Annotated in this window: 22 protein-coding genes and 1 tRNA gene; 10 read left to right on the top strand and 13 right to left on the bottom strand. The window is 65.1% G+C overall.

Annotation, left to right across the window (positions count from 1 at the left end; translation table 11 throughout):
• Positions 1-4: 4 nt before the first annotated feature.
• Both AC0AII_RS03420 and AC0AII_RS03415 read right to left on the bottom strand, forming a co-directional pair.
• Positions 5-484 carry a 2-C-methyl-D-erythritol 2,4-cyclodiphosphate synthase gene (locus AC0AII_RS03420; RefSeq protein WP_490446125.1) on the bottom strand — a complete coding sequence of 160 codons (480 nt, stop codon included), beginning with the start codon at positions 482-484 and terminating at the stop codon, positions 5-7.
• Positions 485-498: 14 nt separating this feature from the next.
• Positions 499-1119: a CarD family transcriptional regulator gene (locus AC0AII_RS03415; RefSeq protein ID WP_490446124.1), complete on the bottom strand. Its 621-nt coding sequence runs from the start codon at positions 1117-1119 to the stop codon at positions 499-501.
• 224 nt (positions 1120-1343) lie between these two features.
• On the opposite strand from AC0AII_RS03415, the gene AC0AII_RS03410 reads away from it, so the two are divergent.
• The 4 genes from AC0AII_RS03410 (at position 1344) to AC0AII_RS03395 (ending at position 5267) form a co-directional block, all read left to right on the top strand.
• Positions 1344-2081, top strand: coding sequence for a response regulator transcription factor (locus tag AC0AII_RS03410; protein WP_101432493.1), 738 nt, complete (start codon positions 1344-1346; stop codon positions 2079-2081).
• A gap of 18 nt (positions 2082-2099) precedes the next feature.
• Entirely contained in the window at positions 2100-3230 is a 1131-nt protein-coding gene (locus AC0AII_RS03405; RefSeq protein WP_490446300.1) for a sensor histidine kinase, read from the top strand.
• Between the two features lie 70 nt (positions 3231-3300).
• Positions 3301-3918, top strand: coding sequence for a LexA family protein (locus AC0AII_RS03400; RefSeq protein ID WP_490446123.1), 618 nt, complete (start codon positions 3301-3303; stop codon positions 3916-3918).
• Positions 3915-5267 carry a Y-family DNA polymerase gene (locus tag AC0AII_RS03395; protein ID WP_306220964.1) on the top strand — a complete coding sequence of 451 codons (1353 nt, stop codon included), beginning with the start codon at positions 3915-3917 and terminating at the stop codon, positions 5265-5267. Before AC0AII_RS03400 ends, AC0AII_RS03395 begins: the two co-directional genes overlap by 4 nt.
• Here the strand turns inward: AC0AII_RS03395 and AC0AII_RS03390 are convergent.
• Both AC0AII_RS03390 and AC0AII_RS03385 read right to left on the bottom strand, forming a co-directional pair.
• Complete coding sequence (locus tag AC0AII_RS03390; RefSeq protein ID WP_490446122.1) at positions 5264-6019, bottom strand: ComF family protein; 756 nt, start codon at positions 6017-6019, stop codon at positions 5264-5266. The genes AC0AII_RS03395 and AC0AII_RS03390 overlap by 4 nt on opposite strands.
• 97 nt (positions 6020-6116) lie before the next feature.
• On the bottom strand, positions 6117-6956 hold the full coding sequence (locus AC0AII_RS03385; RefSeq protein WP_490446121.1) for an HAD-IIB family hydrolase: 840 nt from the start codon (positions 6954-6956) through the stop codon (positions 6117-6119).
• A gap of 65 nt (positions 6957-7021) precedes the next feature.
• On the opposite strand from AC0AII_RS03385, the gene AC0AII_RS03380 reads away from it, so the two are divergent.
• Positions 7022-7456, top strand: coding sequence for a metallopeptidase family protein (locus AC0AII_RS03380; protein WP_144085692.1), 435 nt, complete (start codon positions 7022-7024; stop codon positions 7454-7456).
• A 10-nt stretch (positions 7457-7466) separates the two neighbouring features.
• On the opposite strand, the gene AC0AII_RS03375 is transcribed toward AC0AII_RS03380, so the two are convergent.
• The 3 genes from AC0AII_RS03375 to AC0AII_RS03365 are packed head-to-tail and all read right to left on the bottom strand — an operon-like array spanning position 7467 to position 12443.
• Entirely contained in the window at positions 7467-8990 is a 1524-nt protein-coding gene (locus tag AC0AII_RS03375; RefSeq protein WP_490446120.1) for a DUF5719 family protein, read from the bottom strand.
• The gene (locus AC0AII_RS03370; protein WP_490446119.1) at positions 8987-12127 is read right to left on the bottom strand and encodes a glycosyltransferase; all 3141 of its coding nucleotides are present in this window, start codon (positions 12125-12127) and stop codon (positions 8987-8989) included. The genes AC0AII_RS03375 and AC0AII_RS03370 overlap by 4 nt, the downstream gene beginning before the upstream one ends.
• Positions 12128-12185: 58 nt before the next feature.
• On the bottom strand, positions 12186-12443 hold the full coding sequence (locus AC0AII_RS03365; RefSeq protein WP_029676165.1) for a WhiB family transcriptional regulator: 258 nt from the start codon (positions 12441-12443) through the stop codon (positions 12186-12188).
• A gap of 304 nt (positions 12444-12747) precedes the next feature.
• On the opposite strand from AC0AII_RS03365, the gene AC0AII_RS03360 reads away from it, so the two are divergent.
• The 4 genes from AC0AII_RS03360 to AC0AII_RS03345 all read left to right on the top strand — a co-directional run bounded on the left by AC0AII_RS03360 (position 12748) and on the right by AC0AII_RS03345 (position 17939).
• Entirely contained in the window at positions 12748-14202 is a 1455-nt protein-coding gene (locus AC0AII_RS03360) for an LCP family glycopolymer transferase (RefSeq protein ID WP_198200406.1), read from the top strand.
• Between the two features lie 74 nt (positions 14203-14276).
• Positions 14277-15515, top strand: a complete 1239-nt coding sequence (locus AC0AII_RS03355; RefSeq protein WP_490446118.1) for an LCP family protein — start codon at positions 14277-14279, stop codon at positions 15513-15515.
• Between the two features lie 94 nt (positions 15516-15609).
• Complete coding sequence (locus AC0AII_RS03350) at positions 15610-17583, top strand: FtsK/SpoIIIE domain-containing protein (protein WP_490446117.1); 1974 nt, start codon at positions 15610-15612, stop codon at positions 17581-17583.
• Between the two features lie 77 nt (positions 17584-17660).
• Entirely contained in the window at positions 17661-17939 is a 279-nt protein-coding gene (locus AC0AII_RS03345) for a WhiB family transcriptional regulator (protein WP_015021978.1), read from the top strand.
• A gap of 80 nt (positions 17940-18019) precedes the next feature.
• Here AC0AII_RS03345 and AC0AII_RS03340 read toward each other — a convergent pair whose 3' ends face one another.
• Positions 18020-19507 (bottom strand): sensor histidine kinase, encoded by a 1488-nt coding sequence (locus AC0AII_RS03340; RefSeq protein ID WP_490446116.1) that lies wholly within the window; start codon positions 19505-19507, stop codon positions 18020-18022.
• Between the two features lie 168 nt (positions 19508-19675).
• On the opposite strand from AC0AII_RS03340, the gene trhA reads away from it, so the two are divergent.
• Positions 19676-20596, top strand: coding sequence for a PAQR family membrane homeostasis protein TrhA (gene trhA, locus AC0AII_RS03335; RefSeq protein WP_144085700.1), 921 nt, complete (start codon positions 19676-19678; stop codon positions 20594-20596).
• 131 nt (positions 20597-20727) lie between these two features.
• Here trhA and AC0AII_RS03330 read toward each other — a convergent pair whose 3' ends face one another.
• From AC0AII_RS03330 to AC0AII_RS03310, 5 genes are all read right to left on the bottom strand, one after another.
• Complete coding sequence (locus AC0AII_RS03330; protein WP_024627331.1) at positions 20728-21207, bottom strand: GreA/GreB family elongation factor; 480 nt, start codon at positions 21205-21207, stop codon at positions 20728-20730.
• A 105-nt stretch (positions 21208-21312) separates the two neighbouring features.
• Positions 21313-21720 (bottom strand): FKBP-type peptidyl-prolyl cis-trans isomerase, encoded by a 408-nt coding sequence (locus AC0AII_RS03325; RefSeq protein ID WP_024627330.1) that lies wholly within the window; start codon positions 21718-21720, stop codon positions 21313-21315.
• Positions 21721-21810: 90 nt separating this feature from the next.
• A tRNA-Leu gene (locus AC0AII_RS03320) sits at positions 21811-21896 on the bottom strand.
• Positions 21897-21920: 24 nt separating this feature from the next.
• A complete protein-coding gene (locus AC0AII_RS03315; RefSeq protein WP_490446115.1) occupies positions 21921-22922 on the bottom strand; it encodes a Ppx/GppA phosphatase family protein in 1002 nt (333 codons plus the stop codon).
• Positions 22923-22933: 11 nt separating this feature from the next.
• Positions 22934-23626, bottom strand: a complete 693-nt coding sequence (locus AC0AII_RS03310; RefSeq protein WP_490446114.1) for a DUF501 domain-containing protein — start codon at positions 23624-23626, stop codon at positions 22934-22936.
• Between the last annotated feature and the right edge of the window lie 55 nt (positions 23627-23681).

The following is a 23681-nucleotide window of genomic DNA, read 5'->3' as shown; positions in this document are numbered from 1 at the left end:
CCGGTCAGTCCACCAGGGCGGTGGCCATGACGGCGATGCCCTCGTCGTGACCGGTGAAACCCATGCCATCGGTAGTGGTAGCGGTCAACCGAACCGGTGCACCAACAGCCTGGCTCATGGCCTGCTGGGCCAGGTGACGACGGGAGGAAATTCTGGGACGCTGTCCGACGATGACCAGGGAGGCGTTGAGCAGCCTGCGACCGTGCTCATGCAGACAGTCCATGGTCTTCTCCAGCATGGCCGACCCATGCATGCCCGCTCCAGGGGCCTGCGCTCCCAAGCCGAACAGGGTGCCGATATCACCCAGATCGGCGGCTGACAGGATGGCATCGATCAGGGCATGGGCGGCTGCATCGCCGTCAGAATCGCCCAGCAGGCCAGGGGTTCCATCATTCCAGGACAGACAGGCCAGCCAGAGGGGACGCTCACCGGTTGGATCAAAGCGATGGGCGTCAAAGCCCAGTCCAATGCTTGGATGGCCCATGACCGGATCCGGTCTCAGCGCTTGGCCTTGGTCTTGCCCTTGCCCTTGGTCTTGGCGGCCTCCTGGGCCACCCGCGCCAGGGTCTTGGAAGCCGGCTCCTTGGGGGACTTGGTATGGTGCTTGTCGTCGCCGGGCATGGGCTCCGCATAGCCCAGGTTGACGTCCAGCAGACGCTGGGCCTCGTCCTCGTCCAGCTTCTCGGACAGGGCGATCTCGGAGGTCAGGATCTTGCGGGCCTTGATCAGCATCCGCTTCTCGCCCGCCGAAAGTCCATGCTCGTCCACGTCGCGCTGGGAGAGGTCGCGCACCACCTCGGCGATCTTGTTGACCTCGCCGGTGGCGATCTTCTCCACGTTCAGCTTGTAGCGGCGGGACCAGTTCATCTCCTTCTCCTCCACCACCGGGGTGCGCAGGATCTCGAAGACCTTGGCCACCGCCTTGGCGTCGACGATGTCCCTGACGCCCACCTTGGCCGCGTTCTCGACGGGGACGTTGATGATCAGCCCGTCCGAGGAGAGCACGGACAGCTGCAGGTACTTGCGGGTGACGCCCTTGACGGTCCGTTCGGTGATGGCGTCCACCCTGGCGGCCCCATGACGCGGATAGACGACCATGTCACCGACCTTGTAACCCATATGCCCTCCAGAACGAGTCGAGAAAATACCATATAATAATGCCATTGCGCATGGACTTGCTGACGGGCGCCTTGGGACGACGCGATTCTCCGCGAGCACACTTCCCCTGGAGGCTCTGAAGACTATTCTGGAAGAAACGACGGTGGTGGAACGAATGCCGACAAGGCTCCACCCCGCATGACGAGCATCGTTTTGCGGATCAGTGATCGAAGACAGAGGTAGGCATGATCAGAAACACAAGCCGCTACACTACACCCAGCACCATCCTGGTGGTTGAGGACGAACCCACCCTGGCCACTGCCATAGCCCAGCGCATCACCGCCGAGGGGTGGACGGCCCGGGTTGCATCGGACGGTGCCAGCGCCGTGCAGGCCGCCTCCCAGATCAAGCCCGACCTGGTCATCATGGACATCATGCTGCCCGTCATGGACGGGCTGGAGGCCACCAAGCGGATCGTGGCCGAGCGGCCGGTGCCGGTGCTGATTCTGACCGCCCGGGACGACGAGGCCGACAAGGTGACCGGTCTGGGCGCCGGAGCCGACGACTACATGACCAAGCCCTTCTCCATGCGCGAGCTGATCGCCCGCTGCAAGGCCCTCCTGCGCCGGGTGGAGCGGGCCAAGGTCATCGCCAAGAACTCCGAGAACGAGAAGGTGCTGGACTTCGGATCCCTGGTCATCGACCCGGCCCAGCGCATCGTGACCCTGCGCGGGGAGCAGATCCACCTGACCCCCACCGAATTCGACCTGCTGGCCACGCTGGCCCGCCGGCCCAAGTCCGTGCTCACCCGCGAAAAGCTGCTGGAGGAGGTCTGGGACTGGGTGGATGCCTCGGGCACCAGGACGGTGGACTCCCACGTCAAGGCCCTGCGCCACAAGCTGGGTTCGCAGATGATCCGCACCGTGCATGGCGTGGGCTACGCCTTCGAGCCGCCCGAGGATCAGGATCAGGACCAGCGGTAGCAGCCGCGGATGCACGCCATGAGCAAGGACGGCAAAAGCCGGCGCAAGGGGCCCAGTCTGAGTGCGCGGGTGGACCGCGAACGGCCCATTGGATCCTTCGCCTCATTGAAGGTGGAGCTGAGTGTCCTGATCATCATCTCCACAGCCATCGCCTTCGTCATGGCCTGGTTCCTGCTGAAGATGGGCTGGAGCGGCTGGATCGCCATGCCGCTGACCCTGGTGGTGGCCCTGGGGATCACCTACTTCTTCTCCCGAGGGCTCACCGCTCCCCTGCGGCAGATGCGGGATGCGGCGGAGGCCATGGCCGACGGTGACTATACGGTCCGGGTCCACGCCACCACGACCAGCCACGACGAGGTCGGGCTCCTGGCCCAGTCCTTCAACGAGATGGCCGAGGAGCTCCAGCACGCCGACCAGATGCGCCGGGACATGGTGGCCAATGTCAGCCACGAGCTGCGCACCCCCGTCTCGGCCCTGCAGGCCATGGTGGAGAACATGGCGGACGGGGTGACCGAGCCCACGCCAGCCAACCTGGAGGGGATCCTGGAGCAGACCCACCGCCTGTCCGACCTGATCGCCTTCCTGCTGGACCTGTCGAGGATGGAGGCCGGGGCCGCCAGCCTGCAGATCGAGGACTTCGACTTCGGCGACTTCATCGACGAGACCCTCCAGCCCCTGGCCATAGCCGACGCCGGGCACGCCCACGACATCCAGGTGGACCTGGAGAAGGGCCTGAGAATGGAGGGCGACCAGGACCGGCTGCGTCAGCTTTTCACCAACGTCATCAGCAACGCCCTGAAGCACTCGGCCGACGGCACCACGGTGCTGATCCAGGCCCACGAGGACCGGCAGCAGGAGACCATAGTCACCAACGTGGTCAACTTCGGCTCGCAGATACCCCCCGAGGCCCGCACCGACATATTCCGGCGCTTCGTCAAGGGCAAGGCCGGCCCGGGCACGGAGTCAGGCGGCACCGGGCTGGGGCTGTCCATCGCCCGCTGGGCGGCCCAGCTGCATGGAGGCCAGGTGCAGGTGGTGGACGATCCGCGCGGAGCGGACTTCGAGATCACCCTGCCCAGATATCACCGTGACCCCGACGAGGATGAGGGGGACGGTGACCACGCTGACGGGTCCGACGCGCCGCATTGACGGGGAGGCGCACTTCGGCTCATAATGAAATCGAACATTTGTTCGAATGCCATCGAGTTCGAGGTGTGCCATGGTCGCTACCATCCATGGGTCGCCGGAGGCGGCCCCTGCTTCCCTGCCGGAGTGCCGGGTCGATGCCCTGAGTCCCTTCCGAGGGCACCCCAGCCCTGTCCCCCAGGCCCTGGAGGCCGTCCACGCCGGCTTCCCCTCAGTGGCCCAGGACTACTTCAGCGGCGACTTCAGCTTCGACCAGAACGTCATCATCCACCCCGATGCCACCTTCATCATCCATGTGGCCGGCGATTCCATGACCGGAGCCGGCATCTTCGACGGGGATCTGTTGGTGGTCGACCGGTCCCTGGAGCCACGCGAGGGGGACATCGTCATCGCCATCCTGGACGACGAGCTGCTGGTCAAGCGACTGGCCAGGCGCAAGGGACGGACCATGCTGCGGGCCGAGAACCCCGCCTACCCCGACTTCATGCCCCAGGAGGGCGAGGAACTGGTCATCTGGGGGGTGGTCATCGGCAACTACCACTGGCAGCGGGTGGACACCAAGGGCGAACTTCGGAGCGGCTCTCCCCTGCCCCAGGTCACCTATCCCGGACATACCCCGCACGGACGCAGGCGCACGGGAAGCCAGGGCCGGAAACCCGCCTATCCTTCCACGGGCTGGGGGTCGGCATGAGCGCGCAGAGACCGGCCCAGCCGGCACCCGGGACCGCTCTGACAGGCCGGGTGGTCCTGGCTGATGCCAACTCTTTCTTTGCCTCATGTGAGGCCGTCTTCGACCCCTCCCTGGCTGATCGCCCAGTGGTTGTGCTGTCCAACAACGACGGCTGCGTGGTGGCCCGCAACCGCCCGGCCAAGGCCCTGGGCATCACCAACGGCACACCCTGGTTCACCATTCGCGACCGGGCCCTGCAGGACGGGGTGGTGGCCCGCAGCTCCAACTATGAGCTCTATGCCAGCCTCTCAAGGCGCATGATGGCCATCATGGCCCATTTCCTGCCCAACCAGGAGATCTACTCCATCGACGAGTGCTTCATGGACAGCATCTGGAACGACAAGCGCACCGTCGAGATCTGCCGGGAGCTGCGCGCCGCGGTCCTGCGGTGCACCGGCATCCCCGTCAGCGTGGGTGTGGCGCCTACCAAGACCCTGGCCAAGGTGGCCAACCACTGGGCCAAGGACCATCCCTCGACCGAGGGGATCACCCTCTGGAGCCAGGTGGAGTCCCAGTATGGCGACCAGGCTCTGGCATCAGTGCCCATCGACCAGGTCTGGGGAGTGGGCCGACGGCTGACCGGCAGGCTCATGGGCATGGGCATCACCACCGCCCTGGATCTGCGCGATGCCGATCCCTCCCTGATCCGGCATCGGTTCTCCGTCATGCTGCAGCGCACCGTCCTGGAGTTGAGGGGGCGACCCTGCATCGAGCCCGAGGCGGATGCCGCCAGGGGCGTGCGCACCGATCAGATTCTGTGCTCGCGCATGTTCTCCCACCCCATAGAGGGCTACGCCACCCTGGCCCAGGCGCTGAGCATCTACGCCCAGAAGGCCTGCCGCCGCCTGCGCCGACAGCACGGCCTGTGTGGCAGGGTGCGGGTCTTCTGCTCCACCAGCCCCTACGCGCCCCAGCAGTTCTGCTCAGCTGGCCGGACCGTCGTCCTGGAGGATCCCAGCGACGACCCGCTGGTCATCGCCGGCGCAGCCAGCCGGGCGCTCAAGGGCCGAGTGGATCCCCACGCCCGCTGGATCCGGGCCGGGGTGGTTCTGCTGGACCTGACCGATGCCGACCACTTCCACACCTTGGAAGGACTGGATGCAGCCCGGGACACCCATGGTCTGGGGGACGTCCTGGAGGACGCCACCCGTCGTTTCGGCCCCTTCCGCGTGGGCGTAGGCTACGGAGGCATCCGCGGCCAGGGCCGGGGCGACGAGGATACGGGGGCCGACTGGGCCATGAACCGGGGCATGCTCTCCCCCAGGGCCACCACCCGCTGGGACGAAATGGCCGTAGCACAGGCCCGTTAGAGGTCCTCATGGCCTGGAGGAACAGCCGCCAGAGCCAGGGCAGCCAGAGGCAGGGCACCCGCAGTCTCCAGGGCACGGGCGCACTGACGGATGGTGGATCCCGTGGTGATGATGTCGTCCACCACCAAGACAGGATGACCGGCCAGCCGTGAGGGATCCGCAACCGCGATCCGGCCTGCCAGCCGACGCGAACGGTTCCGACGGCCGCCCGCCTGGACAGACTTGGTCCTGACGGAGTTCATGATCAGAGCCGATTCCACCTGGGCAGCCAGACCCTGCCGCTGCAGGGCCTGGACCAGAGACAGGAGGATCGGCTGCAGATGAACCCTCCCCCGCCTTCGCAGGGATGAGGACGAGGAGGGGGCAGGAACCACCAGAATGGCCCCGGCAGGCTTGGGCCGGAGCAGAGGATCGATCAGCCTGGACAGGGCCGGAGCCAGATCGGCCATGACCTGGCCCAGCGGTCTGTCCAAGGGCCGGTTGTCATGATCCTTCCAGGACAGAATGACCCGTCTGACAGGTCCTCGATAGGGCGCGCAGGCCAGGGCCAGACCTGTAGCATAGGCGGGCGCGGGCATCGACAGGGGCCGGAAGAGCAGGGATCTGCAACTGGGGCAGAGCAGAAGGTCAGGGCGGTCACAGCCGGCGCAGGCTCGAGGAGCCAGCAGGTCCAGGGCCGAGCCCGCCACGGCCGAGGCGACAGCACAAGCGGCCTGTCGGAGTCGATCAAATGCCAATGAAGGGTTGCGCATACCGCCCAGCCAACCCCAATACGCAGAGGATAGGCAAGCAGATCAGGACCATGTGCATGAACATGCTGTCTGTTCACAGAATTGTCTGTGGACAGGTTCAGACCAGATCAGCCTCCATGGCCTGAATCAGGTCCAGGGCATCAGCAGGATTGTGCACCCGCAGAGCCATGGCCCCGGCCAGGGCCGCCGGATAGTCGTTGCCGTCAGGATCCATCCGGTCGCCCACGAAGGCGATATCGCCGACATCCACACCCAGTATCCTGGCCAGGGAGGTCACGGCGTAGGCCTTGTCAATGCCCTTGGCCGAGATGTCCACGCTGGTGGAGCCGCCGGAGCGCACCTGCAGGTTGGGCAGATCAGCGGCCACGGCCCGGGCCAGGGCGTCCTTGCGGCTGTTGTCCGGATCCCAGGCCTCCTTGGCTTCTACGGGGGCCTGCTGACCCAGGGCGGAGAAGGTTATCTGGCTGCCACGATCCTCGATGCGCGGCCCCCAGACCTGCTCCTCCCAGTCGCCCAGCTGCTTGGCCCTGCGCTCCAGGCTGGCCTCGGCGGCCTGCCGGTCCTGGGCGCTCAGGTCGTGTGCGTAGACGCAATCCCAGCTTCCATCCTGCCAGCGGTAGTAGCGGGTGCCGCTGGTGGGCATCAGATGCAGTTGGTCGAAACGGGTATCGTCAGGCAGGGCATCCAGCACCTGGTCGCGGAACTGGCTGAACCGCCCGCCAGAGACGATGGCTACGGGCCGAAGCCGGGTCAGGGCGGCGAAATGGACGGCCATGGTCTGATCCATGCGGGTCTTGGACAGCGCCAGGGTATTGTCCAGATCGAAGGCCAGCACCCGTGCCCGTGCGCAGATGGACCCTATGTCTTGGCTGCCCCACCAGGCCACGTTCACCGCACCGTCCTCCGCCATGATTGCTCCCATCCGCTTGTCGATCATCGCTCCATGCTACAAGACACCCTGAATCGAAACTGTCACTGAGCTGAGGGGCTATGGTGAGTGTCATGATCAACGATCAGCCGCCTTGGTCCCGCAGCGTCTACCGGGACAGTCATGGCCGCGGGATTCGTCGTCCCACCTTCGGCACCCGCCTGCCCCGCTATCGCACCAGGTGCGGGATCTTCGACGATCTGACCGCGGCCCAGATCCGGCGGCTGGGCGCCGGCTGGCCCCAACTGGTCAAGCCTGTTCAATTCGCGGTCGAGGACGTGCCGCCCTCCGACCCCACCCCTTGGGAGGACAGGGCTGACCTCTTCTCACGCAGTTTCCCGGCAGGTCGCGGCATCCCCGCCAGAATCGTCCTCTACCGGCTGCCCATCCAGAGCAAGACCCGAGACCGCACCGAGCTGGAGCTGATGATCCGCGACGAACTGGTCCTGCAACTGGCAGACCTTTACGGGCGCGACCCCGAGGAAATCGACCCCATGTGGGGACGCTGACAGCGGACGTTCAGGGCAGGGCAGTGAAGTCGGGGCCGGAGCGGATCAGCGTGGTGGCAGGCATGAGCCCGTCAGGAGCCATAACCGCCAGACCGGCCAGACCAGCCTGGTTGACCGCGTCCACGCTCAGGCGAGCATTCCAGATCAGTCGGGAGGAACCATGCCCGGAATCCTCGTTCAGCCGCACAGCGGCCACCTGGTCGCCCAGATCGCGGGCTGAAAGCTCATGGGCCCGACCCGGCTCAACGGTCAGCGAGCGCTCATCCAATTTCTTGCCCTTCTCGTCGAATCCAACCAGTTCGGCCTTGATCGGATCCGTCGATGGGTTGACCAGGGTCAGTGCAGCCTGGGCAGGCTGGGATATGGTCAAGGCCGAGGAGGCGGCAGCAGCACCCGCAGGAATCAGGGCCAGGTCGGACTGCGACTGGTCCTGGCTGCCCTGGCCGGTCACCTGCAGGACCGCACGGACAGGCTGGTCGGCATGTACCTGCAGAGCCAGCTTGCCGTCAGGCACGCCGCCCAAGTCCACCGCAGTGGCCCTGGAACCCTGCAAATCCACCCGCCGCAAGGATTCCCGACCATCTTCATCCATCCAGGACAACTCCGCCGCAGTGGCCTTGGAACCCTGCAGAAGCAGGGTAGTCTGGTCTGCCCCGCGCAGGCCGGGAATAACCAGATCATGGCCGGGTGCCGGCAGGGCTGTGACCTGATCTGACCCGCGTGGATCGAGTCCGGCCATGACATTGACCGAGACCGACATGGCCACTGGCGCCTGGGAGCTGCGAGCCCGGACATAGATGGCCTGCTGTCCGGGAGCCGCCGCAGACAGGTCGTATGAGGCATAGCCTCCAGGGGCCACAGTCATGGTGTTCCCGGTCTCCAAGGACAGGTTGCCGGAGGAATGCGAACCCTGGATCTCAAGACTGATCACCGTAGCCTTGGATGACGGGTTGTAGGCCACCAGCCGCTGTGTGGACCCTCGGCCGGTGGCGGGCAACAGGAAGTCAGCATCCATGACGGCCCGGGGGCAGGCCGAGGCCTGAATCCCTCGCAGATCGCCCTTGGTGGCCCAGGAGACCATACCGACAGCCGCCCCCGTGCCCGGCTGGGACTTGAGCATCCGGGAATCGAAGGCCGTGGCCGAGGCGCCTGGATCGAGCGATGCAGCCATGGTCTTCTGCCCGTCCAAGAGATCGGGATCAGTCATCACGGTGCGTCGCCCGCCGCCAAGCGGGGTCAGGCTGGCACTGCCGATGGATCCGAAGGCAGCGGCTGTGACACGGGCGCTCAGATCGCCCTCCGAGGCTTTGAACTGGTCATCGCCGACCTTATCCTCATCTGCTACCGTCATGCGAGCCGGGCAGTAGGCCGCTACCTCACGCTGACTGACCCGGCTGGCAACGAATGCCGAGCCCTGGGCCCCATCAGCCAGGGAGGCCGGAGGCGTCCATACCACCAGAACGGCGATCAAAGCCGCCACCAGAGGCGCCGTGACCAGGGCAGCCACCAGGGATCCCTTGCTTCGTGCACTCATAGTTGTTCCCCTCCAAAGTAGCCCGGACGCGGCAGAGCCACCAGGCAGTATCCCAGCAGGACCAGGCCCAGGGTCCAGAGCCAGACCCTCCTCCAGGTGCTGGCCGCCGCTTGACGGGCCCCGGCCATGTTGACGCCCACATCCCTGCCGGACTGCGAGCTCAAACGGAAATAGGTCCCCTGGGCATTGGTCGCCACCTGCTGGGCGCCATCGCTGGCGGTGATGTTGGATACCAGGTCATCGTTGGGCGTGGATCCCATGCCGGCCGCCCCGGAACGGTCGGCGGGCACATAGATGCCCCCGAAGCCCATGCCGGATACAGCCGCTACAGCCTTGGAGTCGGCATTGGCCATCAGCGCCGCCGCTGAACGCGAGAGGACATCCTGACCGGCCATCTGCCCGCCATTCACCATCTGGGCACGCAGGGCAGGAGAGGCATCGATCAGCTCGCCTCGTGAGGTGTGCAGACCCGTGTAGGCCACACGGCCATGTGAGGGCGAGGTCAGCACCAGCACCCGATGGGACGGATCCTTGTTCAGATAGTCCACCGCCACTGCCGGAAGCTGCCGGTCATCAGCGGACAGGGGTCCTCCGACTGGCGCCGCCAGACCAGCCGCCGCCACGCCTGCCGTGACCAGGGTCAGGACCAGGCCCAGCAAGAGCCTGACAATCCGTCCCCCGCCATCAGCCGCAGCTGCAGAGGTTGAAGAGGACTGCGCAGGAGGCAGGGGCGGACGATCACCATCGCCGTCTGGATCCTGATCGTGCCCAGGAGTAAGAGGCGAGAAGGGACGGACGGCCCTGCCAGCCAGGAGGCCCAGACAAGCCAGCAGCCCCATGAGCGCAAGGATCACGCCGGGCAGGGCCGAACCGGCCACTGGGCCGGTCTCGTCCAAGCCGGTGCAGACCGCCTGGGAGATCAGCGCCAGAATCAGGCCCAGCAGAACGGTGATCCAAAGAATCCTGGCAGTCTTGAGCGCCCGAGGCACAGCCAAGGCGATAAAGGCCAGCAGGGCCACCACCAACAGAGCGCAGGCCAGCGTGGTCGGACGCCAGAGCTCAGGTCGCCACCTGAGGGGCCATTGGGCCGAAACGTCCAGACCCAGCAGGCGGGCCAACAGTTGCCCCAGGCTCCCGGCTCTGGGCTGACCGGTCAAGCCCGTCGAAGGGACCATCAGATCTGCGAACAGCTGTCTCCACAGCCCCTGATTGGCATGGTGCAAGGAATTGACCAGGGTGGGCGCCAGGGCCAGCGCCGAGGGCAGGGGCATCAGCAGCAGCATGACCCGATGGGCGGGCACCAGGCAGATCGCCATAATGAAGAGCGGAATCATGGCCAGCATGAGCTGAGGTTCGGCAGCCAGGACCGGCAGAAAGCAGATAGAGGCCAGAGCCGCCTGCTGCACCGAAGCCTTGGGGTGCACGGGAGCCTCGGTCTGATACAGCCCCACAGCCTTGAAAACAAAGGCGAAGGCGGCAGGCATGAAGGCCATGACCGTCAGCATGGGCAGCTGCAGGCCATCCACTATGCCCAAGGCGAATGTCAGACAAGCCCAGAGCAACCCCAGCAGGACGCGGATGGGATTGGACCTGGTGACCACGCCGGCCAGAGCCCAGAAAGACAGAGCGGCCAGCCCCGTCTCCGCCAGGAGCATCAGGGCCATGGCTTGGGCTACATGACCGCCGGTCAGCAGTGCGAAGGGCAGGAGCACCAGGAGGAAGGGGGCAGGAACAGCGGGCTGTCCCACGCCTCCGGCCATGGACCAGGAGGTGGTGGCCGCCGTCAGCAGCCGGGACCAATCGGCTCCTGAGGAGGGCAGGGAGGGCGCGTGGATGGCCCCTCCCGAGAAGACGGCGCGGCAGAGGGGCCAATGGGTGACCACCAAGGCCGCCAGAACCGCGAGGGTCATCCCTGAAGCCCAGGCCAGGCGACGCAGAAACTGCTGACGCAGATGAGCCAGGGCCAGGTGGCTGAGCATGGGATGCTCCCGCTGATCATGAAAGGCCTGCCTGCGCTGCCGCCACTGCCGGATCTGCTGGCTGTTGGCCTGAAGAATGTCCAACCGGCGGGGGCTGCCATGGCAGGCGGAGGTCAGACGGCGGCGCATGGTCAGCAGCGCTGCGGGCCGAGCCAGGATCCGCCAGGGCGCGCACAGACGGCAGAGGGCCCTGTAGGGCCGCTTGCCCATAAGATCAACCGCCATGAACCACACTGCCGCCAGAACTCGCCAGAGCCAGACCAGCAGCCACCAGGGCAGGGCAAAATCGGTCAGCAGGTAGCGTTCCCGAGCCAGTATGGGCCCCATGGAGGCATCCAAAGGGTGGTCGGGCTGCACCGCCCGCCCATTTCGATCACGCAACCCGCTCATACGGGCGCTGGCATGGGCCATCCGGGCGCTGGGCACGATTACCACCCGTCCCCCCGACAGGCAGATACGGCGGCAGAGATCGTCGGCCTGGCCGAAAGTGCCAGCCCAGGCGCCTGGTCCGCCCAAGTCCTTCATGGTCTGCATGGGCACCAGGGCGCCGGCCAGGCTCACCGCGAAGACATCCTGGCGCGCGTCATACTGCTGCTGGTCGGGTTCGCTGTCCACCACCAGGCTCACCGTTCGGTGATGGTAGGCATACCGACCCACGTCACGCAGCCCCTCGCCCTGCCAGTCATACTGCTTGGCGCCCAGCAGGGAGGCAGTGGGATTGCTGTGCCAGGTGTCCACCAGCTCGTCCAGGCAGTGAGTATCCAGAGGACGGCAGTCGTCGTGCAGAAGCCAAAGAGCGCGGATCCGACCAGGCAGACGGGCATAGCCAAGCGCCTTGTCCAAGGCATCACCGAAGGAGGAGGCACCTCGCGCGCGAACCACCTGCACTTCCACCCGCGCAAGCCCATCCACCGGAAACTGCGCATAGAGAGGTTCTGCAGTAGACCCCGAACAGTCCGCGATGACCAGGACCCGCGGCAAGAGGCTCTGCCGCAAGAGAGCACGCAGGGTGTCCTGCAGGTAGGTCAGATCATGCTCGACCGTGATCACCGCCGCCACGGCATCCTCCACATGAGGACTGGCGGCGGGCGAACATTCGTTCATGACTGCAGAGAGGACCTGCCGGACATCCTGGGCTTGAGGCGCGACGAAACTCATGCGTTCCAGTCTACGCAAACCAGGTCACCGAATGCCTCGCTCGGGCATCTGCGGCGATTCAGACTTGACGCTGCGCGCGCATCCTCTTCTTGTAACGGCGGCGCTCCCGTTCACTCATGCCACCCCAGATGCCGAAGCGCTCGTCGTGCTCGACGGCCCAGTCCAGGCACTGCTTGCGGACGGTGCAGTCGGCGCAGACCCTCTTGGCCTCCTGGGTGGAGCCCCCCTTGCCCGGGAAGAATGCTTCCGGGTCGGTCTGCGCGCAGAGCGCCTCGCTTCGCCAGGATGGTCCGACGTTGACTTCGAACCACTGCATCAGCGGCGTCAGCCTGTTTTTAGTTGTACTGCTATACCGAGTGTCAACAAATCCACTCATAGCGACCCCCCAGTCCCTAGTGTGTTTACACACTTTTATTACAGCTGCTGCAGGGGTCTTCTGTCAACCCCTAAATATCTGCGAGCGCAACTGAGCAACACATGGAGGGAGCCGTATCGCCCGAAGAGGAGCTGCGGATGGGGGTCAGACTATACTATGACTGGTTCAAGCACGCTTCACCGCCATCCCGGTTCTTCCCGCCGGAATGAGCCCTACAGCGACAGCCGATGAGGAAGGCATACCATTGACGTCCCCAACCAGAAAGATGGGTCTGCCCAACATCAAGGCGGGCAGGAACGGCAAGCCCCAGCACAGTGATGGGTTTCGCAGCAGCCACCGTCTGCGCACGGGCATCTGCCTGGCCCTTACCTTCGTTCTCTGCTTCGTGGCCTCGACGGTGGCGGCCTTCTGGACCGATATCAACGGGCACATGCACGTGCTCGAGCCCGTCAGCCTGACTCAAGCCCACAAGGCCCCGGAGGACATCTACAAGGGCAAAACCCTGAACGTCCTGGTGCTGGGCCAGGACACCCGGGACGGCGAGGGCAATGCCGAGGTGGGCGGCAGCGGCGACGGCCTGGAAGAGAACCACCAGTCGGACACGGCCATGGTGGTCCAGATCGCCGCCGACCGCTCCTATGTGAATGTGGTCTCCATCCCCAGGGACTCCATCGTGAACGCCCCGGCCTGCACCACCAGCAAGGGGGAGACCATCCCGGCCCGCCGCCAGGTCATGTTCAACTCCATCTTCGCCGAGGGCTACAGCCAGGGCGGCGATGCGAATTCGGCCGCCAGCTGCTCCATGACGGCGGTCCGCTCCCTGACCGGCCTGGACATTCAGCAGTTTGTGGTGGCAGACTTCAACGGCCTCAAGTCCATCATCGACGCCCTGGGCGGGGTCGACGTGTGCATCCCCAAGGACACCTGGGACGGCTACACCGGCATCAACCTGAAGCGCGGCCTGCAGCATCTGGACGGAACCCAGGCCACCGAGTACGCTCGCATGCGCCACGGAACAGGCGCCGACGGGTCGGATATCATGCGCACGACCCGCCAGCAGTACCTGATCAAGAGCCTGGTCAACGAGGCCAAGACCGTCAACATCTATTCCGATCTGCCCAAGGCCTATCGTCTGGCCACCACCTCCATGTCCACCCTGCAGCTGAGCGAGGGGCTGGGCAGCTTCCAGACCCTGCTGGGCCTGGGCAATTCGCTCAAGCACATAGACACCACACATATCTACGCCCGAACCATACCGGTCGAAGAATGGTCCCAGGACAGCAACCGGGTGGTGTGGACGGACGAGGCCGAAACCATCTGGCATCTGCTGCGAGAGGGCAAACCCTTGACCCAGGCCAATGAGGAAGCAGAATCAGCTTCCTCATCAGGCAACCAGGCCGGCAATGGTCAGGATGCCCAGAACGCCCAAAACTCACAGAGTGCCACTCAGACGCCTGGCAACGGCTCTGACACAGGGGACGGCACCCAATCCCCATCTGCATCCGCCGCCGCTGCTCCCAAGCCCGATCCCCGTACCGGACTGATCACCATGCCCGACAAGACCCTGGTCGATCCGAACACGGGCGGAACCGTCGATCCGGACGACGGAACCATCAAGGACGCGAATACCGGACAGTACATCGGCATGGCGGATCGCTACCTGTTTGCTACGGTCTGTGCGGTTCCGGCGCAGAGATAGCCGATTAAGCCCCTCTGGGTCGTTCAGGCATGCTATTGCTTACCTAGTCGGCCATAGCTACGGAGGTTAAGGGTATGCGGACTGGATCAGACCAAGGCGGACAAGGGCAGGAGCCTCCTAGCTTCATGCCTTCCGGGCATCACCGTCCCTCGGCCGACCCCCAAACCCCGGGTACCGGGGCTAGACACAGCCGCAGCCAGACGCCTCCCAGCTTCTCCCCCTCCTCCGGGGCCGGACATCAGAAAGCCAGACGCACCAGCGGCTCCTCGAAAACCACACCCAGACCAGCGGCTGCAGCTGCACCTGTTGAATACCACCGGAACAAGGGCCATAACCGCGACATGCGAAACGGCACGGCCCTCGTCCGCAGACATCCCTTGCGCAGGTTCGTGGCCATCCTGTTGCTGGTCCTGCTGCTGGCACTGGCTGTACTGGCAGGTGGGGGATGGTTCTGGATCAATGGCAAGCTCACCCGCGACAGAATGCTGACCGATGCCCCTGGCTCAGAAGCCACCACCTGGCTCCTGCTGGGATCGGACCAGCGCGACGGATCGCCGGGGGCAGGACAGGACACCAGCATCACCGGCTTCCGCACCGACACCATCCTGGTGCTGACCAAGCCCCGGCACGGGGCCGCCTCCTTGATTTCAGTCCCCCGGGATTCCCTGGTCAAGCAGGATGGGGAGTACATGAAGATCAACGCCGTGGCCTACACATCGGGCTACCGGGCCCTGACCGGCCAGATCGAGGACATCACCGGTCATAAGGTCGATCATGTGGCCCTGATCCGTTTCGGAGGCCTCAGCAAGGTGGTCGACGCCCTGGGCGGCGTCAGGCTTTGCTATGACGCAGACGTCAACGACCCCAACTCAGGCATGGTCTGGTCTCGCGGCTGCCATCAGGCTGACGGCGGCATGGCCCTGGCCTTCACCCGCATGCGCTACTCGGATCCCAAGGGAGACTTTGGACGTGCCGAACGCCAACGTCAGGCCATCTCGGCCATCAGCGCCAAGGCCCTGCAGCCCTCCGTCATGCTCAACCCGTCGAGGGCCGGCAAGGTCCTTTCGTCAGGTCTGGATGCCCTGGTGGTGGATGAGCGGGCCAACCCCATAGACCTTATGCACATGGTCCTGGCCTTCCGCAGCGCCAGCAGCAGCAATGGGGTCACCGGAAGCGTCTACTGGACAGATCCCGACTACTACCCGGGCGGGGGCATCGGTTCCACCGTCCTGCTGGATCAAGCCCGCAACACCGACCTGTTCAACCAACTGGCCCAGGGCAGTCATGCCGCTGGAACGGTCGGCGGCATGTAGCGCCCGCTTTGCGCCCATCGCCAATCCCTTCCACATTTAACCACATGGCAGGTTCGCTCTAGCGCTCCTGCGTCGGGCGGCTCATGCTGAAGGCATGATCAAGGCCAATTCATCAGCAACCGTATTCCCCCTGTCCGCAGCCGGGCCGACAGTCCCGAGCGAGGCTGCTGGCGGCAATCGGCACGCCGCCGGCACCAAAGAGGGGAAGGCCAAAAGGGGAAGCGCCCAGGTCATCTTGACCCTGGTTGCGCAGACGGCTCCAGCCCTGGCCCAGGCGGGCATGATCTGGTACGTGGTCGGCCAGGGCCGCTGGATGCTCCTCCTCCTGCTGCTGCCCAGCTTGACAGGCACCCTGGCCATGGTGCTTCTGAGCCTGCTGCGAATGCATCGCCGGCCATCGTCCGCTCCGTCGGCAGGCACCCCATTGGCAAACGGCACGGTATCGGATCGGGCATCCCTGTCGACGACTACGGAGAACAGGATCTTGCAGGATCTGGCTGGACTGGCCTCTCACCCCGGCCCTCAGCTCGAGTCCCGGCTCTTGGGATCAGGGCGTTCGGGATCACAAGGTCCGCCCTGGCAGGGCATCGTCCACGCATGGCTTGCCGCATCAGGAACGTCGGCACCGGCAGTCATCGGCATCCGGCCTGATCTTGGTCCGCTGGTCATCGATCTGCCCCGCGACGGACCCCACGCCTTGGTGGCAGGCACCACCGGTTCGGGCAAGTCGGTCTTCCTGCAGACCTGGTGTCTGGCCCTGGCCGCCAGCCAGCCGCCAGACCGGCTCAATCTGGTCCTGCTGGACTTCAAGGGTGGCGCCGGCTTCGGCCTCTTGGCCCGACTGCCGCACACCGTGGGCTGCGTGACTAATTTGGACCTGGAACGGGCCGTACGTGCGCTGAACGGCCTTCAGCGGGAGTTGGAGCGCCGCCAGCGCCTGGTCGCCAGAGCGGGGGTTGAAGACACTGCACGTATGGCCGATCCACCAGCGCGCCTGGTGGTGGTGATTGACGAGTTCCAGGCCCTGCGCCAGCTCCTGCCTGACTACCTGGACAGGCTGACCTCGCTAGCCTCTCAGGGCAGATCCCTGGGCATGAACCTGGTGGCCTGCACTCAGCAGACCATGGGGCAGGTCAGCGCCCAGATGCGTGCCAACATGAACCTGGGCATCTGTCTACGAGTGCGGGACCCCCTGCAGTCCAGGGAGCTGCTGGGCTCCTCCTGTGCTACGGCGATCGACCCTGCCTGTCCTGGACTGGGCTTCCTGGAGCAGGGCCGGGGCCTGCAAGCCTTCCGCACCTGCCCAGCAGCTGACCCGCAGGCCCTGGTGGGCCAGATCATCAAGGCCAGTCGCTTTTGCTGCAGCCGACCGCCGGCACCGCTCTTCTCCCCTCCCCTGCCAGAGCATGATCCGGCCTGCGGACAGGTCCTCTGGCAGTCGGGACAGCCCCAGGTACCTCTGGGACATGTGGATGACGGGGTTCTGCTCCATCTCTATCGCCTGCCGCTCAAGGGTCATACGGCCCTGATCGGACCTCGAGGACGGGGCAAGAGCACCCTGCTGGCCCTGCTGGCTCGTTCCCTGCTCACCCTGATGAAGCCCGGAGCCCGACCAGAGCCCGGCTTCGACCTGCGCATCACGCGTCGAACAGGCCATGGCTACAGCAGCCGGGACTTTCCCGCCACGGTGCCGCCACCGCCTCATGGCCGCCAGGATGGCAGCCGTGCATTGGTCTGGATTCTTGACGACGCCCAGGATCTGCTGGATCCGCTTTGTCAGGATCCTCTGGCCCCTCTTCTGCAGGAGGCTCTGGGACAGGAGGCCACCACGGTGATCCTGGCTGTGGATACGGCCAGCGCCCTGCGCCGACCAGAGCGTTTCAGCCGCCGTCTGGTGTTCCCCTGCGGCGAGCGGGGGGCCGATCTGGCTGCTGGCATCCCCGCCGATCAGCTGGCCACCCTCCCCACCCGGGCCAGTGCCATTCCCGGACGGTGTCTGGTCCTGGAGGCGGGTCTCGCCATTCCGCTACAGGTGTTCTCTTTAGCCGTAAAACAAACGAACCCTTGAAAAAAGTCACCCATCGTGCTTATCTTGCATAGGGTAGTGATAAAGTATCGATAAAAACTTCTTGGAGGCTTAGGTAGATGAGTAATGCGTTTGATTGGCGCGCTAAGGCTGCTTGCCGTGACAAGGACCCTGAGCTGTTCTTCCCCGTCGGCAACACAGGTGCAGCCTATCAGCAGATCGAGGAGGCCAAGGCCGTGTGCCGGACCTGCAAGGTCATTGACGCCTGTCTGAAGTGCGCGCTGGACACCAACCAGGATTACGGCGTCTGGGGCGGACTGAGCGAGGACGAACGCAGGGCTCTCAAGCGCAGGGCCATGCGTGCGCGCAGGTCCCAGGCCATGCAGATGCAGTCCTGACACCTTCCCGATGGCGCAAAACAGCAAGGGGCGACGGCTTGATGCCGTCGCCCCTTGCTTTGCCTAAAAGGAGCCGGGCCTCACACGTCCTGGGCCACGCGCAGCTTGATGTTGATGACCACCCGGGTGCCGCCATCCCGGCGGGGCTCCCACTTGACCGTGCCGCCGAAGTCGTTGGTGACGAAGGTGTTGATGATCTGCGTGCCCAGCCCGGACCCGGTGGAACGGGCCTGGCCCTGATCCGACTCCGTGCTGTAGCCGTTGCCGTCATCCTCGACCACCACATTGAGGTTGTTGCCGCCCCGGCCCACCGATATGGTGATATGCCCTTCGTCACGGCCCTCAAAGCCGTGCTCGACCGCGTTGTTGACCAGTTCGGTCAGCACCAGCGACAGGGGTGTGGCATCCTGGGCGGGCATCATCCCGAACTTGCCCACGTAGGAGATGGTGATGTGCTGGTCGCTGGTGGTGGCCAGATCCACGCTCATCTTGAGCAGGTTGGCGATCACCTTGTCGAAGTCCACAATCTCATCGGCGGTCTGGCTGAGGCCTTCATGAACCACAGCGATAGTCTGGACGCGTCGCTGGGCCTCTTCCAGCTCCTTGCGGACCTCGTCGGACTTGGTGCGCCTGGCCTGCAGCCGCAGCAGAGCCGACACGGCCTGGAGGTTGTTCTTGACACGGTGGTGGATCTCGGAGATGGTGGCATCCTTGGTCTGCAGCTCCTTCTCCCGGCGGCGCAGCTCGGTCACATCCCGGCAGAGCACGATGGCGCCAATCCTGCCCTGCTTGCCATACAGGGGCAGGGAGCGCATGGAGACGGCAGACCCGTTGGCGTCCAGCTCAGAGTCCACGGCTGCCTTGCCCGTCAGGACCAGTGGCAGGGAATCGGGCACGGGATCGTTCTCCTTGAGCAGGGAGGTGCCGATCTCGCTCAAATACTGGCCGATCATGGTCTCCACTGAGCCCAGCCTGCGGAAACAGCTGATGGCGTTGGGCGAGGCGTACCGCACCACGCCGCTTGACGTCAGCACAAAGAAACCGTCGGCCACCCTGGCGTTGTGCCGTTGGTTGAGCACTGAATCCGCATAGGGAAACTCGCCGCGGGTGATCATCTCAAAGAGCTCCTTGCCCGCGTTGATGCTCTCGCTCTCGTAGCGGCCGTTGGACTCGCGGGTGGCCATGTTGGTCTCGCGGACCACCAGACCCAGGGTTCTGCCCTGGTGCCTGATAGGAGCATAGACATCGCAGACCGTGGCGCGGCCTATGGTGCGCAGCTTGTTGGACCGCAGCACCCCCTTGGACTGCATGGCCGCTTCCAGTTCCCCGCGCTGATCCGCCGGGAAGTGCTCCCCCACCACGTCTTCGGTGCGCAGGGACATGACCGTGGAGGGACGGCACTGCTCGGCCACGGTGAACTCCCCCTCGCCGGTGCGCAGGAGGAGCAGCAGGTCCGCAAAGCTCAGATCGGCGATGACCTGCCAGTCGGCCACCAGGTGGTGAAGCCACTCGCGGTCCTCCTCATTGCAGTCGTCGCAGGATGCCAGAATCTCGGAAAAATCAGCCATGCCCTCCATCATACAAAGGGCCCTCGGAAGCAGACAGGCGGGTCATGCCAAGGGCGATGATGGCATGCGCGTCCCATGCACAGGTCTAGGGTAGGGTGGTTCACGGATGTTTCGCCCCGGCAACCGAACCCGACAGGTCCGGACCAGTCAAGGGGCCAAGGGAGGGCCATGGCAACCAGGACCAGCGAGGACGGCAGACCGTCCGAGGATCAGGAGGTCGATCCCGATCTCGAACGCCGCCGCCAGCAGCGCCGCCAGGAGCTGACCTACCTGCGCCGGGATGCGGAGGTGGCCCACGAGGCCCATCTGCAGGCCAGGGCCGACGCGGTGCGTGCCAAGGCCAAGGCCAAGGCTGCGCGGATCATGGCCAAGGCTGAGATCAAGGCCTCGCGGATCGAGGGCATCCCCGACATGGAGATCGAGCGCAAGGTCCGTCTGGATGTCCACGGCCGCCCCAAGCCCATGCTGCGCGGCTGGATCCACGCCGTGGCCGCCCCCCTGGCCCTGGCCGCCGGCATCGTGCTGATCTGCCTGGCCCACGGCACTGGGCTCAAGCTGGCCTGCGCGGTCTTCATGGTCGCCTCGCTGGCCCTCTTCGGCAACTCCGCCCTCTATCATCTGGGCGACTGGACCCCGGGGACCACGGACGTGCTGCGCCGTCTGGATCACGTCAACATCTTCCTGCTCATCGCGGGCACCTACACGCCGATCTCCTTCGCCCTGGATCCCTTCTGGCGGCGGATCATCATCCTGGGCATGTGGGGGGCCAGCCTGGTGGCCATGATCGTCCACGTCTTCTGGATCGAGGCTCCCCGCTGGCTCTACACCCTGGTCTATGTGGTCTTCGGAGTCTCGGGCGTGGGCTTCCTGAAGCTCTTCTGGGACTCCCCCATGGCCGGCCCACCGGTAGTGTGGCTGATCGTGGCCGGCGGGCTGGCCTACATCCTCGGGGCGATTGTCTACGGCCTGCGACGGCCGGACCCCTGGCCACGCGTCTTCGGCTTCCATGAGATCTTCCACTGCGGGACGGTCATCGGCTACGCCTGCCACATCGTGGCCATCTACCTGGTGGTCTGCAACCTGCGCTGAACACATCACCAACCTGGCGGTCTGTTCATCACACACCATCCGACAAGAACCATAGAAGAAGCCGCTCTCCGTCGACTATGGCGGGAAGCGGCTTCATTCAGGCCGGGCCGGGACGGTGAGGGGTCGTCCCGCTACTTGAGGGGTTGGGCATCCTTGACGGTGACCGAGATGTCCTTGCCATTGGGTGCCTTGTAGGTCACGGTCTGGCCCTTCTTGGCGCCCATCAGGGCCGCACCGATGGGCGACTCGGGGCTGATGACGTCGTAGTCGGTGGCCACGGTCAGATCCCTGGAGCCCAGCACATAGACCATTTCATTGCCGGCCATGGTCAGGGTCACCAGGGAGCCGTTGCCTACCGTGCCCGCCTTGGGGGCCTTGAGAATCTTGGCGTTGCGCAGCTTGACGATCAGCTCGTTGATCCGCCCCTCGTTCTTGCCTTGCTCCTCACGGGCAGCCTGATAGCCGCCGTTCTCGCTCAGATCACCCTCGGCCCGAGCCGCCGCGATGCGTTCGGTGATCTCGTCGCGGTACTCGCCCTGACGGTGGTCAAGCTCCTCCTTCAGCTTGTCGTAAGCGGCCTGTGTCAGCAGAATCGTCTTTTCCTCAGCCATGTGATTCCTCCTTGTTTGATGCACTTGTCTCGTGGCCCGACCTGAACTGCAAGGTCAAGGGTATGAAAAAGGCGCCGGCCCTCACCGGCGCCTGGAGACCCTTGCCTACCGTGTCGAGATGATGTCGATCACGAAAACCAGGGTATCGTCGCCGCCGATGCCCGCCTGGGGCATCCCCTGACGACCATAGCCATACTCCGGCGGAATGGAGACCACCAACCTGGACCCCACGTTGTGGCCAGGCACCGTCTGGTCCCAGCCGCGAATGACCTGCCCCACGCCGATGCCGAAGCTGGCCGGCTGATGACGCTGGAAGCTGGAGTCGAAGACCTGATCCGAACCCCAGACGACACCGTGATAGTTGACGGTGACGGTATCGCCCTTGCGGACGACAGGCCCGTCCCCCTCGACCAGCTCCACGGCGCGCAGCCCGCTGGGCGCCGGACCATGGAAGGTGATGGTCGGCGTGGCGCCGAATTCGGCGTTCACCTCGGGCATGGATTGGTCACTCATGACAACTCCTTTGGTTTTCTTGCGTACCAGAGTATCGGTTCGTCGGCCGGGTGACAAGTCGCGACACTGCCGTCCAAGCCGATGAGGCCTTGGTGCCCCGGGTGGGAATCGAACCCACAAGCCGGTGAAGGCGGCGGATTTTAAGTCCGATGCGTATACCATTTCGCCACCGGGGCCGTAACCCATAACGCCTTAGTATATCATTCGCGCAGGAGGGTCCTGCCGTAGTCCAAGACCAGGCCATCCAGGAGGCCGTGCTCGCTGGCCACATAGGTTCCCGAAGCCAGCGCACTCGGGCTGGCCTGGCCCAGTCGCTCCAGCAGACGGCTCCAGATCAGAGCGCCGCCGCCGATCACATCCACACGTCCGGGATGGATGGCCTTGAGCTCCCGACGCCCCTGCCGACTCATGGTCAGCACCCGGTCGTCAACCCTGCGGGCCGCATCGACGGAAATGGACTGACCATCGACGGCATGGCGATCGTAGACCTCGCATCCCAGGGCCAGGGCGCTCATGGTGGTGACCGTGCCGGAGACCCCGATCAGGCTGCCTACCCCGGCTACGGGAACCTGTTCGAAGGCCCGGTCAATCCAGCCGTCAACATCCTCAAGGGCCTGGTCAATCTCTTCCTGGGTGGGCGGATCATCCAGCAGATGGCGCTCGGTCATCCGCACAGAGCCGATGTTCATGGAGTAGGAGGCCCTGACCTGGTCCACAGGCAGATCGCTCCCGTCCCCGCCCAGGACCAGCTCGGTGGAGCCGCCACCCAGGTCGACCACCAGGTAGGGTGCAGGAGGCATGTCGGCGCTGCCCCGCTGCTCAAGCACGCTGACCGCGCCCAGAAAACTCAGCGAGGCCTCCTGGGAACCGCTGATGACCTCGGGCGTGACCCCCAGGATGGAGCGCACCCCCTCCTCAAAGCTTTCGCGGTTGTCGGCATCCCTGGTGGCCGAGGTGGCCACAAAGCGCAGGCCATCCACCGGGTGTTCCTGCAGCTGCCGGGCAAAGAGCCGACAGGCCTCAAAGGCGCGCTCCAGAGCTTGGTCGGAGAAGCGGTGGTTGCGGTCCACGCCCTCCCCCAGCCGGATGACCCGCATCAGCCTGGGAGCCACCGGATGGAGCCCCTGTCGGTCCACCTGGGCTATCAGCAGACGTATGGAGTTGGTGCCGCAGTCCACGCCCGCCACCGTAACCTGATCCATGGAAGCCCCCTTCATTGGTTTTCCTGCTGGCTCGCTTGCCCGGATGCCTCAGTCCAAGGCTGCGCGCACCGGCAGACCTGCGGGTCGAATACCCGACGCACCAGACTCAGAACCCGGTCGCCCAGGGGATTGACCCCAGGCCCCATAACCAGGGACTGGGCGGTCAGAGCGTGCAGACACTTGACCCTCTTGGGCATGCCACCGGCCGAGATTCCGGCGATGTGCCCCTCGTCGTCGCCCAACCGCTGGGCCAGGGCGGAACGGAAGGCCAGATAGAGCTCGTGGGCCCTGCTGTAGGCGCTGGCCAGGTCCGGATCCGAACCAAGCTCGGCATTCCAGTCGGCCATAACGCCGTCGGCCTCCAGCCGGGAGACGGCCTTGACGGCCTCGGGGCTGGTCAGATAGCAGGTGGTCGGAAAGGGTGTGCCGTCTTCCAGCTGGGGCCGGGTGACCACAGCCAGCGGATTGCCGCAGACGCAGCGGGCGCCCACGGCCACCATGCCGCGCGGATAGCGGCCCAGCTGCCGGTTCACGACGGCTACCTGATCCGGTGTCGCCGGAGTTGCCAGAAGCTCCTGGATTCGATCTCTTATCGCCGCCCGGTCCCGGTCAGTAACCAGGCTGGAGACTGTAGACTCGACCCGGGTCTTGTCTGCGGCTTGAGATTCCACTGCTGCCTGGGGACTTCCCTGGGCCTTGATCACGCTGTCCTCATCTTTCCTGATTGTTCCCTGCTGCTAAGTTCATTGACCGTTGACG

The organism is Bifidobacterium sp. VU/mBH4 (B4) (genome assembly GCF_058199535.1).
Note: the sequence above shows the minus strand (reverse complement) of the source record. Positions and strands in the feature narration are given on the sequence as shown.

What these genes read in the sequence shown, in the direction of transcription:
- AC0AII_RS03420 (WP_490446125.1), bottom strand. Translation starts at nt 484, where the DNA reads ATGGGCCATCCAAGCATTGGACTGGGCTTTGACGCCCATCGCTTTGAT.
- AC0AII_RS03415 (WP_490446124.1), bottom strand. Translation starts at nt 1,119, where the DNA reads ATGGGTTACAAGGTCGGTGACATGGTCGTCTATCCGCGTCATGGGGCC.
- AC0AII_RS03410 (WP_101432493.1), top strand. Translation starts at nt 1,344, where the DNA reads ATGATCAGAAACACAAGCCGCTACACTACACCCAGCACCATCCTGGTG.
- AC0AII_RS03405 (WP_490446300.1), top strand. Translation starts at nt 2,100, where the DNA reads ATGAGCAAGGACGGCAAAAGCCGGCGCAAGGGGCCCAGTCTGAGTGCG.
- AC0AII_RS03400 (WP_490446123.1), top strand. Translation starts at nt 3,301, where the DNA reads ATGGTCGCTACCATCCATGGGTCGCCGGAGGCGGCCCCTGCTTCCCTG.
- AC0AII_RS03395 (WP_306220964.1), top strand. Translation starts at nt 3,915, where the DNA reads ATGAGCGCGCAGAGACCGGCCCAGCCGGCACCCGGGACCGCTCTGACA.
- AC0AII_RS03390 (WP_490446122.1), bottom strand. Translation starts at nt 6,019, where the DNA reads ATGCGCAACCCTTCATTGGCATTTGATCGACTCCGACAGGCCGCTTGT.
- AC0AII_RS03385 (WP_490446121.1), bottom strand. Translation starts at nt 6,956, where the DNA reads ATGATCGACAAGCGGATGGGAGCAATCATGGCGGAGGACGGTGCGGTG.
- AC0AII_RS03380 (WP_144085692.1), top strand. Translation starts at nt 7,022, where the DNA reads ATGATCAACGATCAGCCGCCTTGGTCCCGCAGCGTCTACCGGGACAGT.
- AC0AII_RS03375 (WP_490446120.1), bottom strand. Translation starts at nt 8,990, where the DNA reads ATGAGTGCACGAAGCAAGGGATCCCTGGTGGCTGCCCTGGTCACGGCG.
- AC0AII_RS03370 (WP_490446119.1), bottom strand. Translation starts at nt 12,127, where the DNA reads ATGAGTTTCGTCGCGCCTCAAGCCCAGGATGTCCGGCAGGTCCTCTCT.
- AC0AII_RS03365 (WP_029676165.1), bottom strand. Translation starts at nt 12,443, where the DNA reads ATGCAGTGGTTCGAAGTCAACGTCGGACCATCCTGGCGAAGCGAGGCG.
- AC0AII_RS03355 (WP_490446118.1), top strand. Translation starts at nt 14,277, where the DNA reads ATGCGGACTGGATCAGACCAAGGCGGACAAGGGCAGGAGCCTCCTAGC.
- AC0AII_RS03350 (WP_490446117.1), top strand. Translation starts at nt 15,610, where the DNA reads ATGATCAAGGCCAATTCATCAGCAACCGTATTCCCCCTGTCCGCAGCC.
- AC0AII_RS03345 (WP_015021978.1), top strand. Translation starts at nt 17,661, where the DNA reads ATGAGTAATGCGTTTGATTGGCGCGCTAAGGCTGCTTGCCGTGACAAG.
- AC0AII_RS03340 (WP_490446116.1), bottom strand. Translation starts at nt 19,507, where the DNA reads ATGGCTGATTTTTCCGAGATTCTGGCATCCTGCGACGACTGCAATGAG.
- trhA (WP_144085700.1), top strand. Translation starts at nt 19,676, where the DNA reads ATGGCAACCAGGACCAGCGAGGACGGCAGACCGTCCGAGGATCAGGAG.
- AC0AII_RS03330 (WP_024627331.1), bottom strand. Translation starts at nt 21,207, where the DNA reads ATGGCTGAGGAAAAGACGATTCTGCTGACACAGGCCGCTTACGACAAG.
- AC0AII_RS03325 (WP_024627330.1), bottom strand. Translation starts at nt 21,720, where the DNA reads ATGAGTGACCAATCCATGCCCGAGGTGAACGCCGAATTCGGCGCCACG.
- AC0AII_RS03315 (WP_490446115.1), bottom strand. Translation starts at nt 22,922, where the DNA reads ATGGATCAGGTTACGGTGGCGGGCGTGGACTGCGGCACCAACTCCATA.